Annotated in this window: 17 protein-coding genes; 2 read left to right on the top strand and 15 right to left on the bottom strand. The window is 33.4% G+C overall.

Annotated elements, in window-relative coordinates:
* Positions 1-92: 92 nt before the first annotated feature.
* Both ACQYZ7_RS05710 and groL read left to right on the top strand, forming a co-directional pair.
* Complete coding sequence (locus ACQYZ7_RS05710; RefSeq protein WP_115900175.1) at positions 93-368, top strand: co-chaperone GroES; 276 nt, start codon at positions 93-95, stop codon at positions 366-368.
* 107 nt (positions 369-475) lie between these two features.
* Positions 476-2,110, top strand: a complete 1,635-nt coding sequence (gene groL, locus ACQYZ7_RS05705; protein ID WP_430728798.1) for a chaperonin GroEL — start codon at positions 476-478, stop codon at positions 2,108-2,110.
* A gap of 94 nt (positions 2,111-2,204) precedes the next feature.
* Here groL and ACQYZ7_RS05700 read toward each other — a convergent pair whose 3' ends face one another.
* From ACQYZ7_RS05700 to ACQYZ7_RS05630, 15 genes are all read right to left on the bottom strand, one after another.
* Complete coding sequence (locus tag ACQYZ7_RS05700) at positions 2,205-3,182, bottom strand: polyprenyl synthetase family protein (RefSeq protein WP_430728797.1); 978 nt, start codon at positions 3,180-3,182, stop codon at positions 2,205-2,207.
* Positions 3,183-3,510: 328 nt separating this feature from the next.
* Complete coding sequence (gene rlmN / locus ACQYZ7_RS05695; RefSeq protein ID WP_430728796.1) at positions 3,511-4,551, bottom strand: 23S rRNA (adenine(2503)-C(2))-methyltransferase RlmN; 1,041 nt, start codon at positions 4,549-4,551, stop codon at positions 3,511-3,513.
* Positions 4,552-4,619: 68 nt separating this feature from the next.
* Positions 4,620-5,669 (bottom strand): tRNA preQ1(34) S-adenosylmethionine ribosyltransferase-isomerase QueA, encoded by a 1,050-nt coding sequence (gene queA, locus ACQYZ7_RS05690; protein ID WP_303509811.1) that lies wholly within the window; start codon positions 5,667-5,669, stop codon positions 4,620-4,622.
* A gap of 67 nt (positions 5,670-5,736) precedes the next feature.
* The gene (locus tag ACQYZ7_RS05685) at positions 5,737-6,966 is read right to left on the bottom strand and encodes a 3-phosphoshikimate 1-carboxyvinyltransferase (protein WP_430728795.1); all 1,230 of its coding nucleotides are present in this window, start codon (positions 6,964-6,966) and stop codon (positions 5,737-5,739) included.
* Positions 6,967-6,972: 6 nt separating this feature from the next.
* The gene (locus ACQYZ7_RS05680) at positions 6,973-7,221 is read right to left on the bottom strand and encodes a hypothetical protein (RefSeq protein ID WP_115900168.1); all 249 of its coding nucleotides are present in this window, start codon (positions 7,219-7,221) and stop codon (positions 6,973-6,975) included.
* A complete protein-coding gene (locus ACQYZ7_RS05675) occupies positions 7,222-7,548 on the bottom strand; it encodes a nucleotide pyrophosphohydrolase (RefSeq protein ID WP_430728794.1) in 327 nt (108 codons plus the stop codon).
* Positions 7,549-7,596: 48 nt separating this feature from the next.
* Entirely contained in the window at positions 7,597-7,974 is a 378-nt protein-coding gene (locus ACQYZ7_RS05670; protein WP_430728793.1) for a VOC family protein, read from the bottom strand.
* Complete coding sequence (locus ACQYZ7_RS05665) at positions 7,971-9,182, bottom strand: MDR family MFS transporter (RefSeq protein WP_430728792.1); 1,212 nt, start codon at positions 9,180-9,182, stop codon at positions 7,971-7,973. Before ACQYZ7_RS05665 ends, ACQYZ7_RS05670 begins: the two co-directional genes overlap by 4 nt.
* A 238-nt stretch (positions 9,183-9,420) precedes the next feature.
* Positions 9,421-10,170: a cyclase family protein gene (locus tag ACQYZ7_RS05660; protein ID WP_430728791.1), complete on the bottom strand. Its 750-nt coding sequence runs from the start codon at positions 10,168-10,170 to the stop codon at positions 9,421-9,423.
* A 12-nt stretch (positions 10,171-10,182) separates the two neighbouring features.
* Positions 10,183-11,334 carry a radical SAM family heme chaperone HemW gene (gene hemW / locus ACQYZ7_RS05655; protein ID WP_430728790.1) on the bottom strand — a complete coding sequence of 384 codons (1,152 nt, stop codon included), beginning with the start codon at positions 11,332-11,334 and terminating at the stop codon, positions 10,183-10,185.
* 58 nt (positions 11,335-11,392) lie between these two features.
* Positions 11,393-11,653 carry a four helix bundle protein gene (locus tag ACQYZ7_RS05650; protein ID WP_430728789.1) on the bottom strand — a complete coding sequence of 87 codons (261 nt, stop codon included), beginning with the start codon at positions 11,651-11,653 and terminating at the stop codon, positions 11,393-11,395.
* Between the two features lie 122 nt (positions 11,654-11,775).
* Positions 11,776-12,330, bottom strand: coding sequence for a crossover junction endodeoxyribonuclease RuvC (gene ruvC / locus ACQYZ7_RS05645; protein ID WP_430728788.1), 555 nt, complete (start codon positions 12,328-12,330; stop codon positions 11,776-11,778).
* 8 nt (positions 12,331-12,338) lie between these two features.
* Entirely contained in the window at positions 12,339-13,961 is a 1,623-nt protein-coding gene (ade, locus tag ACQYZ7_RS05640) for an adenine deaminase (protein WP_430728787.1), read from the bottom strand.
* A gap of 91 nt (positions 13,962-14,052) precedes the next feature.
* Entirely contained in the window at positions 14,053-15,645 is a 1,593-nt protein-coding gene (pckA, locus tag ACQYZ7_RS05635; RefSeq protein WP_430728786.1) for a phosphoenolpyruvate carboxykinase (ATP), read from the bottom strand.
* A gap of 86 nt (positions 15,646-15,731) precedes the next feature.
* Positions 15,732-16,112 (bottom strand): DUF423 domain-containing protein, encoded by a 381-nt coding sequence (locus ACQYZ7_RS05630; RefSeq protein WP_430728785.1) that lies wholly within the window; start codon positions 16,110-16,112, stop codon positions 15,732-15,734.
* Between the last annotated feature and the right edge of the window lie 3 nt (positions 16,113-16,115).

Genomic DNA, 16,115 nt, shown 5'->3' with positions numbered 1-16,115 from the left:
TAGTTAGAAAAATTGTCAGCAAAAATCTAATGGCATAATTTCTGACAAAACTTAATCAGTAAAAATTAATTTAATCAATCAAAATATATAAAATGGGATTAAACATTAAACCTTTAGCAGACAGAGTTCTTGTTGAACCAGCTGCAGCAGAAACTACTACAGCATCAGGAATTATTATCCCTGACAACGCAAAGGAAAAACCACAAAAAGGTACTGTCGTTGCCATAGGAAACGGAACAAAAGATGAGCCTTTAACTGTTAACGTTGGTGATACTGTTTTATACGGAAAGTACGCTGGTACCGAACTTAAATTAGAAGGAAAAGATTATTTAATTATGAGAGAAAGCGACATCTTCGCTATTATCTAAAAATCGCTTCCAGCTATTGGCTTTTAGCCTTTAGATACAACTTTAATAAATTAATAATTTTTAGCTAGCAGCCAAGTGCTAATAGCTATAAGCTAAAAACAACAAACATGGCAAAAGATATAAAATTTGATGTAGACGCTCGCGACGGATTAAAGCGTGGTGTAGATGCATTAGCAAATGCAGTAAAAGTAACTTTAGGGCCTAAAGGACGTAACGTTATTATTTCTAAATCGTTCGGAGCTCCTCACGTAACCAAAGATGGTGTTACTGTAGCTAAAGAAGTAGAGTTAGAAGACGAGTTAGAAAACATGGGAGCTCAAATGGTAAAAGAAGTTGCTTCTAAAACCAACGATTTAGCTGGTGATGGAACAACAACTGCTACAGTATTAGCACAAGCAATTGTAAAGGAAGGATTAAAAAACGTTGCTGCTGGTGCTAATCCAATGGATTTAAAACGCGGTATTGATAAAGCAGTTGCTGCTATTACTGAAGATTTAGCGAAACAATCTCAAGAAGTAGGAAACTCTTCTGAAAAAATACAACAAGTTGCATCTATCTCTGCTAATAACGACCAAGTTATTGGCGATTTAATTGCTACTGCTTTTGGTAAAGTTGGTAAAGAAGGTGTTATTACTGTTGAAGAAGCCAAAGGAATGGATACTTATGTTGACGTTGTTGAAGGAATGCAGTTTGATCGTGGGTATTTATCGCCATACTTTGTAACAGATGCTGATAAAATGATTGCTGATTTAGACAATCCGTATATCTTATTATTTGATAAAAAGATTTCTAACTTACAAGAAATCCTTCCAATTTTAGAGCCTGTTGCACAATCAGGAAAGCCTTTATTAATTATTGCTGAAGATGTTGACGGACAAGCATTAGCTACTTTAGTAGTTAACAAATTACGTGGTGGATTAAAAATTGCTGCTGTGAAAGCTCCAGGATTTGGTGACCGTAGAAAAGCAATGTTAGAAGACATCGCTATTTTAACTGGTGGTACTGTAATTTCTGAAGAAAGAGGTTTCTCTTTAGAAAATGCTACTTTAGATTTATTAGGAACTGCTGAAACAGTAACTATTGATAAAGATAATACAACTATTGTAAACGGATCTGGAGATGAAGCTCAAATCAAGGCTCGTGTAAACCAAATCAAAGCACAAATTGAAACGACTACTTCTGATTACGATCGTGAAAAATTACAAGAGCGTTTAGCTAAATTAGCAGGCGGAGTTGCTGTATTATATGTTGGTGCTGCTTCTGAAGTAGAAATGAAAGAAAAGAAAGATCGTGTTGACGATGCTTTACATGCTACAAGAGCTGCTGTAGAAGAAGGTATTGTTGCTGGTGGTGGTGTTGCTTTAGTACGTGCTAAAAAAGTATTAGAAGCAATCACAACAGAAAACTTAGACGAAACTACAGGTGTTCAAATCGTAAACAAAGCTATTGAATCACCTTTAAGAACTATCGTTGAAAATGCTGGTGGAGAAGGTTCAGTAGTAATTAACAAGGTACTAGAAGGTAATAAAAACTTTGGTTACGATGCAAAGTCTGAAGAGTATGTAGACATGCTAGAAGCTGGAATCATCGATCCTAAAAAAGTAACTCGTGTAGCCTTAGAAAATGCCGCTTCTGTTGCTGGTATGATTTTAACTACCGAATGTGCTTTAGTTGATATTAAAGAAGATAATCCTGCTGGTGGAATGCCTCCAATGGGTGGTGGAATGCCTGGAATGATGTAGTCGAGAAGCTCGACACCTAAATATTTAAAAACTTCGAGAAATTCTCGAGGTTTTTTTATTTGGTGTATTGTCACGTCCTGAAATAGTACTTTTTTTAAATCTTACGCTCTACAACATAATCAATCATTTGTAGTAGGGAGTCTTTATAATCTGAATTTGGAAAATTATTAAGAATAGCCAATGCTTTATTTTTATAGTCATGCATTTTGGCTGTAGTATATTCCAATCCACCATTTTCTTTTACAAAAGCAATGACTTCTTTTACTCTTTTTTTGTTTTTGTTATGTTTTTTTACGGAGTTAATTAACCATGATTTTTCTTTTGGAGAACAAGTATTCAGCGTATAAATCAACGGAAGTGTCATTTTTTGCTCTTTGATATCTATTCCTGTAGGCTTTCCTATTTTATCTTCGGTATAATCAAACAAATCATCTTTAATTTGAAAAGCAATTCCTATATACTCTCCGAACTTTCTCATTTGCTGAACCGTTTCATTATTTGCTCCAACCGATGCAGCACCAATACCACAACAAGCTGCAATTAGCGTAGCTGTTTTCTGGCGGATAATTTCAAAATAAATTTCTTCGGTAATATCAAGTTTACGAGCTTTTTCGATTTGCAATAACTCTCCTTCACTCATTTCTCGTACAGCGATGGAAATCAACTTTAACAAATCGAAATCCTCATTATCTATCGAAAGAAGTAATCCTTTAGATAGTAAATAATCACCTACTAAAACGGCTATTTTATTCTTCCAAAGTGCATTGATTGAGAAAAAACCACGGCGTCGGTTACTATCATCAACCACATCATCATGTACCAAGGTTGCCGTATGAATCAATTCTACCACAGAGGCTCCACGATACGTACGCTCATCAAAACCACCGTTAGAAACCATCTTTGCTACCAAAAACACAAACATTGGTCGCATTTGTTTTCCTTTTCTACGAACGATATAATAAGTTATTCTATTTAATAGTGGAACTTTAGATAACATCGAGTCTTTGAACTTAGTTTCAAAGAGTTCCATTTCTTTAGCAATCGGAAGTTTTATTTGCTCTACTGGCTTCATATAGTAAACAAAAATAAGAATAAAAAATGTTTACTTTTGATTAAAAACAAAATATGAAACATTTAAAAACAAGAGGGGTTATTTTTATTATAATCTGTACCTGTTTTATATTGTTTGGTATTTATATTTCTGACAGTAATCAACGTTCTTGTTTAGGTAACCCCGTTATTTTACCATACACTTTTTTGGGTGTTCCTTCTATATTTTTCTTAGGAATATTAGATGTAATTGTATTGGCTTTTTCAAAAAAACTAAAGTTTCACAAAGCTATCTTTAACTTAAGTTTAATGCTACTCTCTTTTCTTATCGTTTTTTTGTTTAGGTAAGCCTAAGATTTATTTGCTAATTGTCCACAAGCAGCATCAATATCTTTTCCACGAGAACGACGTACATTTACCACAATGTCGTTCATTTCAAGGTTGGAAATATAATTATTTAAAGCTCTATCTGAAGCTTGCTGAAACTCTCCATCATCTATTGGGTTATATTCAATTAAATTAACTTTACAAGGAACATATTTGCAAAATTGTACCAATGCATCAATATCTTCTTTCCTGTCGTTAATTCCATTCCAAACTACATACTCATAGGTTATTTTTCGATTGGTCTTTTCGTACCAATACTCCAGAGCTTCTTTTAAATCTTTTAGTGGAAAAGTAGAGTTAAAAGGCATTATAGATGTTCGAACCTCATCGATGGCTGAATGTAGTGATACTGCTAAATTAAAACGAACTTCATCATCTGCCATTTTTTTAATAATCTTAGGCACGCCTGAAGTTGATACTGTAATTCTACGAGCTGCCATTCCTAAACCTTCTTCTGAAGTTATTTTATCAATAGCTTTAATTACATTGTTATAATTCATTAAAGGCTCGCCCATCCCCATAAAAACAATATTTGAAAGTTTATGGTTATGGTATAGTCTACTTTGTTTATCAATTGCTACAACTTGATCGTAGATTTCATCTGCATTTAAATTACGCATACGTTTTAAACGAGCTGTTGCGCAAAACTTACAATCTAAACTACAACCTACTTGACTAGACACACAAGCAGTGGTACGTTTTTCAGTAGGAATTAAAACTGACTCCACAATTAACCCATCATGGAGCTTAATCGCATTTTTTATGGTACCATCATTACTACGCTGCATTGTATCAACTTCAATATGATTAATTACGAAGTTTTCATCTAACATTTTTCGCGTAGCCTTAGACAGACTCGTCATATCGTCAAAAGAATGGGCAGCTTTATGCCATAACCATTCGTATACTTGATTACCACGAAAAGCTTTATCTCCATTTTCAACAAAAAAATTACGGAGCTGTTCTTTAGTTAATGCGCGTATGTCTTTCTTCTTTACTATCATCAGGTACAAAAATACACAAAACCTCACAAGTAACTTGTGAGGTTTTGTTTTTGGTTTAAAAAACTATTTTATAAAATTAACATCGCATCTCCATACGAGTAAAATTTATATTTTTCTTTAATTGCTTCTTGGTATGCTTCCATCATAAAATCATGTCCAGCAAATGCAGAAACCATCATCAATAACGTTGATTTTGGTGTATGGAAATTAGTTACCATACAGTTAGCAATACTAAAATCGTAAGGAGGGAAAATAAACTTATTTGTCCATCCTTCATAAGCATTTAATTCATTGCTTGAAGATACTGATGACTCAATTGTTCTCATCACCGTAGTACCTACTGCACATACTCTTTTTTTCTTTGTTATTGCATTATTTACCATATCTGCACTAGCTTGAGGAATAACAATTTGCTCAGAATCCATCTTGTGCTTTGATAAATCTTCAACCTCAACTGGGTTAAAAGTACCTAAACCTACATGTAATGTAGTTTCAGCAAAATCTACTCCTTTAATTTCTAAACGCTTCATTAAGTGTTTAGAGAAATGTAGTCCTGCTGTTGGAGCTGCTACTGCACCTTCGTGCTTCGCGAAAATAGTTTGGTAACGATCTTCATCTTCTGGCTCTACCTCTCTTTTAATATATTTTGGTAACGGAGTTTCTCCTAATTCGATTAATTTCTTTCTAAATTCTTCGTAAGGACCGTCAAATAAGAAACGTAATGTTCTTCCACGTGAAGTTGTGTTATCTATAACTTCAGCTACTAAACTTTCATCTTCTCCAAAAAATAATTTGTTTCCTATTCTTATCTTTCTTGCTGGGTCTACTAATACATCCCACAAACGATTTTCAGCATTTAATTCGCGTAGTAAAAATACTTCAATACGAGCTCCTGTTTTTTCTTTGTTTCCAAACATACGAGCAGGAAAAACCTTCGTATTATTTAACATCATTACATCTCCCTCATCAAAATAATTGATTAAATCTTTAAACAATTTATGTTCGATTTTTTGGGTATCGCGATGTAATACCATTAAACGTGCTTCATCTCTGTGCTCTGAAGGATACTCTGCCAATAATTCTGGCGGCAATTCAAAACTAAAATTTGATAATTTCATTTGTAAAATTTTCTTAACGGTGGCAAATATACAACTTCAACATAGGGGTTGTCAAGTGATTGTCGTATTATTTTATGGTAACATTCTGAATTCCTACACTAAGCATATCTTTCCAAAAATTCCTATAGGATTTGGTTACTACTTCAGCCTCTAAAATTTCAATAGGAACTTTTAAGGCTAGCGGAGCAAATGCCATTGCCATTCGATGATCGTTATAGGTTACTATTTGAATATTTTCTTTAATTTTTGAAGATGTTTTTAAGCGTAAGCTTTCATTAGTGACTAAAATCTCTGCTCCTAGTTTTGTCAACTCTTCGCGTAGTGCTTCTAATCGATCAGTTTCTTTAATTTTTAACGTATGTAATCCTGATAAATCACAAGCAATCCCTAATCCGAAGCATGTGACTGCAATAGTTTGTGCAATATCTGGGGCATTTTTTAAATCTTGATTAAGTGCTGCTGAATTATGCTCTCTCTCTTTTGTTAAAAGAATTGAGTTTTCTTCAAATGTTGTGATTACACCAAAATGCTTATATATTTCTGACAGACAACTATCTCCTTGCAAACTATCTTTTTTATACGCTGAAAGTTTTACTGAAGAACCAATCTTACTTAACGCGATAATTGAATAAAAATAGGAAGCAGAACTCCAATCTGACTCTACAACAATCGCTTGCTTTTTTACAGTTGGTTTGGGCTTAATTTTAATAGTCTGTCCTTTAAATTCAGCCTCAATTTCTAATTGATGTAATAACTGCAAGGTCATATTAATATAAGGGATCGATGTAATTTCTCCTACTAATTCAATTTCAAGTCCATTCTCTAAACTTGGAGCAATTAATAGTAATGCTGAAATATATTGACTACTTACGTTTCCGTTAATTGAAACTTTATCCTTTGTTAATCTTTTTCCTAATATTTTAAGTGGCGGATATCCTTCTTTTTTTACGTACTCAATGTCTGCTCCTAAATCACGTAAGGCATCAACCAAAATTTGAATTGGTCGATTGTGCATACGTTCTGACCCTTGTAAGGTTTTTACAATTCCTTCTTGAGTTGCAAAAAACGCTGTTAAAAAACGCATAGCGGTTCCTGCATGTCCAATATCAGCAACTGTAACATCTGAAGATAATGCTTCTTGTAAATGATGTGTATCGTCAGAGTCTGATAAGTTTTCAATTTGTAAATATGGATATAATTGTTGTAATATCAACAACCTATTTGACTCACTTTTTGACCCTGAAATAACTATATGGTTCTCCGAATTAAATAGTTCGGTGTTTAATTTTAAATCCATAAAAAACTACTTCGTTTTTTTGTTTACAATATACATCCCATAAATGAGTGTAATTATAATTTTACTCAACCAAAAGCGAATCCATTGTTTATTAGCAAAGTGTACATTATATACTGTTTCAAAATCTCCTGAAAAAATAGCTCCCCCTGTTTTAAAGAATAGAGAAAAAACAGCTACGATTACTAAAAATGGGATTCCTACTTTTAAAACATTAATCCAAAAACTTCCTTTTTGTATATTTTTTATGAGACTCATTTATTTTAGTTTTTCATTATTATGATGACGATCGTGATCTCGTTTCGTTTTAATATCTAACTTCTTATCAAAGGCTTCTTGTAAGTTTACTCCTGTTTGGTTTGCTAAACACAACACTACGAACATAACATCTGCCAGTTCTTCCCCCAAATCTTTACCCTTATCGCTTTCTTTTTCGCTTTGTTCACCATAACGACGCGCAATAATTCGAGCAACCTCACCTACTTCTTCGGTTAATTGTGCCATGTTCGTTAGTTCGTTAAAATAACGAACTCCGTGGTTTTTAATCCAATCATCTACTTGTTTCTGTGCGTCTTGTATATTCATGTTGTATGCTTTCTTATTAAAGTATTCAAAGATAAAAACTTCTGTTTCTTAATTGATTCGCCAAGGCGGATTTTTTCTATCCTCTCCTGCTTTAAACAGAATTAATTTATTTCCATCAGGATCTAACAAATGAGCTTCTCTCCACAACCATGTTTGATCTTTGGGTAATTGAGTGAACTGAATTCCTTTTTGCTGTAGTTTTCCTACCAATTCATCCAAGTTATCATCTTCAAAATAAAGCGTAACCCCCTCTCCTTTGGGTAATTCTTCTACTTGATGAATTGAAAAAGTTGCTTCACCGTCTGGTACTTCAAACCGAACGTATCTAGGGCTTGCATCTACAATTAAATGCAAGCCTAGTTTTTTATAAAACTCTACAGATGTATTTACATCAATAGAAGGTATCGTTACTTGATTTAAATTCATGCTCTTACTTTTTCTCTTTTAACAACTCGTATCAACATGAATAAAAACAGCACTCCTATTACTGATAATAGAATCATAAAATTCCAAGTATTATCAAACCCAATATTGTCTATCAATTGCATTCCTGAGTTATGACCAAAAATATGTGACATTGAAAAAGCAATACTGTAGTATGCCATATACTCTCCTTGGTTTCCTTTTTTAGCTCGCTCCATCACAAAAGCATTTGAAAAAGGAAACGCAATCATTTCTCCTATTGTCATTAGCAACATTCCTACAATTAAAATTCCAACCCAACCTGTTAAGTTAATAACTACGAAACTTAACCCTGTTAATAACAAACCAAAAAACATTAAAAACTCTTTCGTGTACTTACTGTCTTCTAACCATTTAATTAGTGGCATTTCTAATAAAAATATAAAGAATCCATTAAGCCCCATTAATAAACCTATTTCTAATTCTGTTAAATGATGAACGTCTTTGTAATATAAAGGCATTGTAGAGAAATACTGTAAAAAGATAAAACCGAAAACGAACATCCCTACAAAAAAAATCCAAAAAGCTTTATCTATAAATACTGATTGTGGGTTTTCTACTTTTGCTTCATCTAAAACTTTTGCTTTCTTAGGGTTTAATACATTTACCAATAAAATTGTTGCTAAAATACAGGTAACTCCATCTACCCAAAACAATCCGTTATAATTTAATGAAGTTATTATTAGTCCTCCTACTGCAGGCCCTGCTGAAAACCCTAAGTTAATAGCCAAACGAATTAACGTTACCGAACGTGTTTTGTTTTCTGGCTTACTGTAAGTATTTAATGCCACAAACATTGCTGGTCTAAAAGTATCTGCTACTAGCATTACTAAGAAAATACCTACACAAAAACCTACAAAAGTATTTACAAATTGTAGCGCTATAAAAAGGATTCCCGTTAAAAACAAACTGGTTTTCATCACTTTGTAAAAACCTATTTTATCAGTTAACTTTCCTCCTAACCATGAGCCTAACACAGAACCTAACCCGAAACAAGTCATAATCCAGCCTACATCTTTTAGTGTAAAGTTTAAACTTGTGGTTAAATACAATGATAAGAACGGAATTACCATGGTACCTGCTCTATTTATCAAAGTTATTAAAGACAGCCACCAAACCTCGCTAGAGAGCCCTTTAAAGGTGTTTAGATAGTTAAAGTAGAGTTTTTTCATATGGTTATAGTTTAGTTGTTGTTATTAGTTATAAAAATAAAAAGTCCGACTTTTCAGTCGGACTTTTTGTAATAGTTATATTTTATTTAAACATAGTTATAATACATTAATAGCCCGATCGTTTCTGTGTCTTACCACAGTCGATTTACATTGCTTATATGTATTAAAAATTGTCATTATTATTTCTAGATTGAGGTGTAAAACTAGTAAAAAAACAAATACACTAACATAAAAAGTTTTAAATAATTTCGTAAAGTGTAGGTTTACTAGGTGTTGCATCGTTTTCAAATGGCGCTACCATTAGATTTAAAAAGTAAGTTCCATCTTTTATTTTATTGGGCACATATATAAATTCGGTGATGGTTGCCTGCATTCTAATTCTTCCTTGCGTATTCCAAAAAGCATTATGTGCTAACAATTTTCCTTCGTCTTTTTCCTTATCTACCGATGGCAAATCTATTAACAAGTGCTCAATTCCTTTTTCTTTTAAATATATAGCTGCCTCTTCTAACAAATAGGTTGGATTCGTATTTGAATAACGCATCGATTTTTTGTCTGATAGATTTGGTAAGGTTCTGATTATAATAGCATCCCGTTTTTTGTTCCCTAAAGTACTTTGCAATTGTTTTTTTGAAATCACAAAATCCTTATTTTTCAACTGTTCTGGAGCAATAGTTACTACCTCTGCTAAAAAGAAAAATTTTGATAATTCTTTATTAACTGAGTAAATTTCTTTGGTTATATGCCCAACACATTCAGTATGAGTTATATGTGAATGTGGATTGAACTGTATATTATTAAAATTCACATCTGCTCCTTCTTGTACACTTCCCGTCCAATTACCTTCTGAGACAGGAACTATTTTTGGATCATCTAAATACCATGCATTCACATTCTCTTTAGAAGCTCTTATTGCAATGGAAATATCATGCGGTTTAGATAAATCTATTTTATATTTTTTTGAATTGTACTCTATTGTTGCTTGCATACTCAAATATAACTAAATAATAAATAATTCTGAAGCCACCCCGTCTGCCAAGAACTTTCCTTTTGATGTAGTCTTCAAAACATTTTTATTAGAATCTGATTGCTCTATTTCATTCACAATGACTAATAGACCTTGATTGATAAACTTCTCAGCGTTTTTAAGTAATTCTATTTTAAACTCTTCTCCAAAATCTTGAGAGATTGTTTCTAACGACACTCCCCAAATGGTTCTCAATCCTGTCATTAAACATTCATTAAACCGATCTTTCTTTGTTAGTTTTTCTTGCTCTAAAGGAAGCTTTCCTTCTTGAAGAATTTTGATATACTTTGCATTGTTGGCTACATTCCAACTACGATGTGTTTTATTGAACGAATGTGCTGATGGGCCAATTCCTATATATTTTTTCCCTAACCAGTAACTAGTATTATGTTTTGAAAAATAATCTGGTTTTCCAAAGTTAGAAATCTCGTAATGTACAAATCCGTTTTTAGCGGTTTCCTCTACCAAGATATCGAAGTGTTCTTTGGCTACAGCTTCATCAACATCCGGATATTTCCCTTGCTTGATAAACGAATCTAAAGCTGTTTTAGGTTCTACCGTTAAGGCATACGATGAAATATGATTGATCCCGAAATCAAAAGCGGTTTGTAGGTTCTCCCTCCAACGCTCATTACTCATATTCGGAACTCCATAAATCAAATCAATCGTAATATTATCAAAACTGCCAGTGGCAGCTGACAGGCATTCTTTTGCTTCTTGAGCATTATGAGCACGATTCATTAATTGTAAGTCTTCTTCAAAAAAAGATTGAATACCGATACTTAGTCGGTTAATCGGCGTATTCGTTAACTCAATTATTTTTTCATCCGATAAATCATCTGGATTTGCTTCTAAAGTAATTTCCGGATTTTCTGAAACGGTATAATTTTGATAAATTGTACCAATCAACAATTGTAACTCGTCAATCGACAATAAACTCGGTGTTCCTCCTCCAAAATAGATAGTTTCTATCGTTTCATTTAGAAGTTCTTCTTTTCGTAATTCCAATTCTTTTACCAAGCAAGATACCAGCTCTTCTTTCTTTTTTAAAGAGGTAGAAAAGTGAAAATCGCAATAGTAACACGCTTGCTTACAAAATGGGATATGTAGATAAATTCCTGCCAAATCAGTTATCAGTTATCAGTTATCAGTTATCAAGATTACTTATAAATCCTTGTCGTTTTTAATATTGAAAAAAAAATTTTGCTTTTTCATCGGCTTTTTCAAACAACTCCTCATACTCCTCTACTCTTATTTCTTCACTATTTTTTAACAAAGACAACCAATATTTAGTTTCTAAACATTCTTTATAAGCTATTGAAATTTTTGCTAAGAAATCTGCCTTAGAAATAGCTCCATTAGCCTCTACTATATTTGCTCCTACCGATGTACCACTTCTTACTATTTGTTTAGATAAAATAAACTCCTTGTTTTCTTTTATCAATTTTTACTTAGTTTAATAATCAAGAGAGCAAAATCGTATGATTTATTTTGAAGTGGGTTCTTTTCTAGTTTCATAGCTATAATATTTGACTATTGTTTACTGTTCATTGAGCATTGAAAAAATCAGTTTTTGATTTTTTTCGGATTTTGCTTTACAAACGCTGCCCAACCTGTATAGTTTTTACCCCCTACTTTCGTTCCTGAGTTATAAAAATGACACACAGCCGCAGCTAAGCCGTCTGTTGCATCTAAGTTTTTAGGGAGCTCTTTTAAGTTCAACAACGACTTTAACATTAAAGCTACTTGCTCTTTACTTGAAGTCCCTTTTCCTGTGATTGCCATTTTTATCTTCTTGGGTGCATATTCCGTTACAGGAATTTGACGTGATAATCCTGCTGCCATAGCTACTCCTTGTGCTCTACCTAATTTCAACATTGACTGCACATTCTTACCAAAAAAAGGAGCTTCTAATGCAATTTCATCTGGATGATAGGTATCAATCAACTCAATAGTTCGTTCAAAAATGATTTTTAGCTTTAAGTAATGGTCATCGTACTTTTTTAAAAGTAGTTCATTCATCTGGATAAACTCCATTTTCTTCCCTACTACCTTTATAATTCCAAACCCCATAATACTTGTCCCTGGGTCAATACCTAATATGATTTTTTCTGTCTTCAAACTTCTGGTTATTTAACTTCCAAAGAAGTAAATTTAAATGTATTTCCATCAAACAATCCTTTATCTGATAATTTTAAGGATGGAATCACCAATAATGCCATAAAAGACAAGGTCATGTATGGAGCTCGTAATTTGCTTCCTAGTTGTTTTGCCATAGCATCTAGTTCTGCATAAGCCTTTCCTATTTCAACTGCTGATTTATCCGACATGATTCCAGCTACCGGCAGCGGAACTACTTTTTCTTCAGAAGTAGTTACCGCACAAACACCTCCTTTATTTTCAATCAGTAAGTTTACTGCCTTACAAATGAGTTCATCTGATACTCCAACTGCAATAATATTATGAGAATCATGACCAACAGAACTCGCTATCGCTCCTTCTTTTAGTCCGAAATTTTTAATAAATGCTATAGAAGATTCAGCGTTTTGATAACGATTTACTACCGCCATTTTCAATATATCATTCTCTACATCTGAAACTAAACTTCCATCTTTTATTAAAGAATCTGCTTCTATTTCATTCGTCACCAACTCCCCATCCAAGGCTTCTATAACTCGAATCTTTTCTGATGCTGAATAAAATTCAAAATCTGAAACATCCTTTTTATCAGTATCAAAATTATTCAGTACTTCAAAATCTACATACTGCACGAATGACTCTCCTTTTTCTGCAACCAACTCACCATTGATATAGGTTTGTACTACTTCAAACTTTTTTAAGTCTTTTACCACAATAAAATCAGCATCATCTCCTTTTTGTAATACACCAACGTCTAAATTATAATGCTTCACTGGATTGATACAAGCAGCTTGCAATACTTTATACACATCTACTCCTTTGGCAACAGCTCGCTCACATAACTGATTGATATGTCCTAATAACAAATCATCTGGATGCTTATCATCCGAACAGAACATCATGTTCTCATAATATTCAGGAAGTAAATCAATTAGCGCTTCAAAGTTTTTCGCTGCGCTTCCTTCTCTAATGATGACTTTCATTCCTTTTTGAAGCTTTTCTAAACCTTCTTCATAGGTAAAGCATTCATGGTCGGTGTATATTCCAGCAGCGATATACTTATCTAAATCTTCTCCTCTCAGCCCCGGTGCATGCCCGTCTACTGGTTTATTATATTGTTTTGCCCAAGCTATTTTTTTTAGTACTTCTTCATTCTGATAAATCACTCCTGGGTAATTCATCATTTCAGCCAAATATTTGATATCCGGATTCTGCATCATTTTTTTGATATCCTCTGAATCAATTACTGCTCCTGCACTTTCAAAAGAAGTTGCAGGCACACATGACGGTGCTCCAAAATTGAATTTTAACGGAACCTTCTTTCCGTTTTCAATCATAAAACCCACTCCTTTTACACCTAATACATTGGCAATTTCATGCGGATCAGATACCGTTGCAACAGTACCATGAGTTACCGCTATTTTAGCAAATTCCGATGGTACTAACATTGAGCTTTCAATATGAATATGAGCATCAATAAATCCTGGTAAAATATAGTTTTCTTCAGTATGGTCTGCTTCTCTTAGTTGTATAATCTTTCCTTCTTTAACCTCAACTTCTCCTTTAAAGATTCTTTTATTCTGTATGTCGACTATATTTCCCTGTACAATCATGCTAAAATTTATTTACTGCTAAAATACTGAGTATTTTTCATAAAAAAAGCATCCGTAACGGATGCTTTCTTAGTATTTATGTTTTTAAAGGTTACGCTATTGGCCCTCCTTTAATAATTTCCTCGCTTGCCATTTCTTCAAACTGAGCAAAATTCTTTCTAAATGAATTCGCTAACTCCATAGCTTTTGCATCATAAGCATCTTTGTCTGCCCATGTTTGCTTTGGATTTAACACTTCATCAGGAACATTCTCACAAGTAGTTGGCATTGATAATCCAAAAATTGGATGTTGTACAAACTCAACATTTTCTAAATTACCTTGTAAAGCTTCAGTAATCATAGCACGAGTGTACTTTAATTTCATTCTGCTACCAGTACCATAAGCACCACCTGTCCATCCTGTGTTAATTAACCAAACATTCACTCCTGCTTCTTGCATTTTCTTACTCAACATTTCAGCATAACGTGTTGGGTGCAATGGCATAAATGGAGCTCCAAAACAAGCTGAAAAACTTGGTAATGGCTCGTTTATTCCTGCCTCTGTACCTGCTACTTTTGCCGTATATCCAGAGATAAAGTGATACGCTGCTTGACCTGGTGTTAATTTAGATATTGGAGGCAATACACCAAAAGCATCTGCTGTTAAGAAGAAGATATTCTTTGGGTTTGCACCTTTAGATGGTTTTTGAATATTTTCAATGTGATAAATTGGGTAACTTACACGTGTGTTTTGTGTAATTGATGTATCGTGAAAATCTACATTCTTTTTATCATCCATCACAATATTTTCAAGGATAGCTCCTTTTTTAATTGCTCCGTAAATTTCTGGTTCTTTTTCTTGAGATAAGTCGATTACTTTTGCATAACACCCTCCTTCAAAATTAAAAATTGTGTTTTCACCAGTCCAACCATGCTCATCATCACCAATTAAACTACGATTAGGATCAGTAGATAAGGTAGTTTTACCTGTACCTGATAACCCGAAGAAAATAGCAGTATCTCCATCTTTACCAACATTTGCAGAACAGTGCATTGGTAAGGTGTTCTTAAATACTGGTAAAATAAAGTTTAACGCAGAGAAAATTCCTTTTTTAATTTCTCCGGTATACCCTGTACCACCAATTAATGCTACTTTTCTAGTAAAGTTTAAGATAGCAAAGTTATGTTGACGTGTTCCATCCACTTCTGGATCAGCCATAAAACCAGGAGCATTTACTACAGTCCATTCTGGAGAAAAGCTTTTTAATTCCTCTGCTGTTGGACGTAAAAACATGTTATGTGCAAACATGTTACTCCAAGGATATTCGTTTACAACACGAATATTTAACTTGTAATCTTCATCTGCACATGCATAACTGTCACGTACAAATACCTCTTTGTTTGATAAATAGTTTGTTACTTTATCGTATAGCTTGTCAAATTTTTCTGAATCGAAAGGAATGTTGATATCTCCCCACCAAACTTGGTCTTTAGTTATATCGTCTTTAACGATAAAACGATCCATTGGAGAACGACCTGTGAACTCACCTGTTTCAACAGCCAAAGCTCCAAAACTGGTTTCTACTCCTTGTTCTTTTTCAATAGTGATGTCGTGTAACTCGTCTGAAGTTAATTGATAACGAACCGTAGCGTCTTTTATGCCTAAGTTATCTAACGATATCGTTTTCGTATCAAGATTTGTCATCTTAAAAGATTTTAGTTGTGTTTAATTTTGGACAAAAATAGTTCTTTTTGATTAAACTGATGAATCATACAAAAATTTTATCAACTTTAATTTTTAACAACTTTTTTTAAAAAGCTATATGTTAACAGGCTCCACCCTACTATTAATAATGTTCCTCCTAATGGTGTTACAAACCAGATTGCTTTTGCAGGAACGTTTACTAAATAGATAAGATATATTGATCCAGAAAACAATAAAATCCCAGCTATCAAGAAATAACTAATCCTGTTCTTTTCTTTATTTGTAAACTCAGTAAACATGTTTACAAAAAGTAATAATAACACATGAAAAAACTGATAGCGCACTGCTGTTTGAAAGCTCTCTATAGCTTCTGGTGTTAGTTTTGTTTTTAAGGCATGTGCTCCAAAAGCTCCTAAAACAACAGCAATTACTCCTAAAACCGCTGCTATTGTTAAATTTTTATACATTAT

The sequence above is a fragment of the Tenacibaculum sp. SDUM215027 genome, from assembly GCF_050566205.1.
Classification (GTDB): domain Bacteria; phylum Bacteroidota; class Bacteroidia; order Flavobacteriales; family Flavobacteriaceae; genus Polaribacter.
This window is presented reverse-complemented; position numbering and strand designations above follow the sequence as displayed.

What these genes read in the sequence shown, in the direction of transcription:
- queA (WP_303509811.1), bottom strand. Translation starts at nt 5,669, where the DNA reads ATGAAATTATCAAATTTTAGTTTTGAATTGCCGCCAGAATTATTGGCA.
- ACQYZ7_RS05680 (WP_115900168.1), bottom strand. Translation starts at nt 7,221, where the DNA reads ATGAGTCTCATAAAAAATATACAAAAAGGAAGTTTTTGGATTAATGTT.
- ade (WP_430728787.1), bottom strand. Translation starts at nt 13,961, where the DNA reads ATGATTGTACAGGGAAATATAGTCGACATACAGAATAAAAGAATCTTT.
- ACQYZ7_RS05700 (WP_430728797.1), bottom strand. Translation starts at nt 3,182, where the DNA reads ATGAAGCCAGTAGAGCAAATAAAACTTCCGATTGCTAAAGAAATGGAA.
- ACQYZ7_RS05670 (WP_430728793.1), bottom strand. Translation starts at nt 7,974, where the DNA reads ATGAATTTAAATCAAGTAACGATACCTTCTATTGATGTAAATACATCT.
- ACQYZ7_RS05685 (WP_430728795.1), bottom strand. Translation starts at nt 6,966, where the DNA reads ATGGATTTAAAATTAAACACCGAACTATTTAATTCGGAGAACCATATA.
- ACQYZ7_RS05710 (WP_115900175.1), top strand. Translation starts at nt 93, where the DNA reads ATGGGATTAAACATTAAACCTTTAGCAGACAGAGTTCTTGTTGAACCA.
- groL (WP_430728798.1), top strand. Translation starts at nt 476, where the DNA reads ATGGCAAAAGATATAAAATTTGATGTAGACGCTCGCGACGGATTAAAG.
- ACQYZ7_RS05675 (WP_430728794.1), bottom strand. Translation starts at nt 7,548, where the DNA reads ATGAATATACAAGACGCACAGAAACAAGTAGATGATTGGATTAAAAAC.
- ACQYZ7_RS05660 (WP_430728791.1), bottom strand. Translation starts at nt 10,170, where the DNA reads ATGCAAGCAACAATAGAGTACAATTCAAAAAAATATAAAATAGATTTA.
- rlmN (WP_430728796.1), bottom strand. Translation starts at nt 4,551, where the DNA reads ATGATAGTAAAGAAGAAAGACATACGCGCATTAACTAAAGAACAGCTC.
- ACQYZ7_RS05630 (WP_430728785.1), bottom strand. Translation starts at nt 16,112, where the DNA reads ATGTATAAAAATTTAACAATAGCAGCGGTTTTAGGAGTAATTGCTGTT.
- pckA (WP_430728786.1), bottom strand. Translation starts at nt 15,645, where the DNA reads ATGACAAATCTTGATACGAAAACGATATCGTTAGATAACTTAGGCATA.
- ACQYZ7_RS05665 (WP_430728792.1), bottom strand. Translation starts at nt 9,182, where the DNA reads ATGAAAAAACTCTACTTTAACTATCTAAACACCTTTAAAGGGCTCTCT.